The sequence below is a fragment of the Fortiea contorta PCC 7126 genome (assembly GCF_000332295.1).
GTDB classification, from domain to species: domain Bacteria; phylum Cyanobacteriota; class Cyanobacteriia; order Cyanobacteriales; family Nostocaceae; genus Fortiea; species Fortiea contorta.
In genome coordinates, this window is the sequence record NZ_KB235932.1 from 1 (window position 1) to 1563 (window position 1563).

The 1563-nt window shown below is 35.7% G+C and carries 1 protein-coding gene and 1 pseudogene; both read right to left on the reverse strand.

Annotated features, from left to right (window positions below):
- Positions 1-368: 368 nt before the first annotated feature.
- Positions 369-1136 (reverse strand): glycoside hydrolase family 24 protein, encoded by a 768-nt coding sequence (locus MIC7126_RS0126885; protein WP_017656233.1) that lies wholly within the window; start codon positions 1134-1136, stop codon positions 369-371.
- A 62-nt stretch (positions 1137-1198) separates the two neighbouring features.
- Positions 1199-1563: pseudogene (locus MIC7126_RS0126890) on the reverse strand (IS701 family transposase); the annotation flags it as partial.

Genomic DNA, 1563 nt, shown 5'->3' on the forward strand with positions numbered 1-1563 from the left:
GCCAAGCGTTTTCCAATGTCTTGCTGCTTCTTGACCTGCCCGCTTTTTATCCACCACAGCATAATAAGTTTTTCTTTCTGGTTCCCTAAATTAGCTGTTTGCAGGCGTTTTTTAAGTTCTTCTTCGCTCTCTGCTATTTCAATCTCAAAAGGGCGGCTCATGGTTCTTTTAATTTATCGAGTTTGTTTTCTCTATTATATGCAACTTCATATTAAATTGGTATAACCATACCCGAATTATTAGAAATACAGGTACAAAAAACACCATTGGTAACAACAGCGCAGTTTCATAAAGTGAATAAAGGTACATAAATTATTAACTCATTACTTTACCTGATCCAAGCTATCTTTGTTCTTTTTTTCTAATTATTATCTTGCTTCTTTTTTGCTAAGTTCTTCTCTTGTTTTGGTTAATGTCAATTCCTCTGTTAAGACTCGCTGATAAACCTGTGATAGCAAAGGCGTGACTTGATTATTCTCTGTACCATATCCTAAGCTTGTCCAAGTACCGGACAATATCTGTAAAACCTGATTAAGTTTTTTCTGCTTCAAAAGAGTTGTAATATCTGCTCTCCAAGCATGATGGTCACTGAGCCATGCATATACTACCTCATCTTGTCTTTGTGGCTCGAAACTCTCAGGAGCTATACTTAGAGACTTGGAGAACTTGTGGTACTTCTTAACTTTTTCTTGCCAGGTAGTTGTAAGGATTTGATAACGACCAGCAGCTGTACTGCACTCGCCTTTATGAGGGCCAGAAACAATTGTTATGCATTGATTGGGATGACGGCTGAGATCGGAAAAATGCTTACCACCATAAAGTAAAGTATAAGGGTTAGAATCTAGAGCTTCACTAGCTGTAATAGTTCGCATTAATGCCCGAATATAAGGATCGCCTTCTTTCATTGCTAAAGGCGGAGTGTAGTCAGAAATGCTAGAGGTTTTGCGAGTGTTAAATCCTTGCCAAAGAACAATTAACAAAACTGTAGTCAATATTCCAACAATTGTCGCTCCCCACTTAAACTTCACTTTTTTTAGCAGGAGAACTTTAGCTGGATTTAGAGAGTATGTTTTCTCAACACTTATCTTAGTAATTTTGTGAACTAATAATAGCAAAAAATTATTATTTTTTGGCATTTGCTTTTTATGTATCCCTCTTCTGTCACTTTCCGGAATGAGCAAGTAGTAACTAAGCGAAATTATCCAGAAGCATAATAGGGTTTAAATTGATTCATTGCACTAATTAATTGATTGAATCCCAGCAATAAATGAGAATTAGGGAAAATATGTATCCAGGGATAAATCAACCAAAATAGTAAGAGTGATTGGGCAATGAGACGTAGATTATTTAAAGTATTTTTCCATCCGGATTCATGGTTCCATTGTTGATGATTAGAAAAATCAGCATCACTATTTTCTTGTAACTCAGGTTCAATTTTACGAGATAGATTTAAGCCTAACAAGGCGGAAGAATTTAAACTAATCATTGTGTAAACACAAAAATCATTTCCCACCATCTCTCAATATGTTGAAAATTTGTGAACCGATAATTTGTCCAACCTAG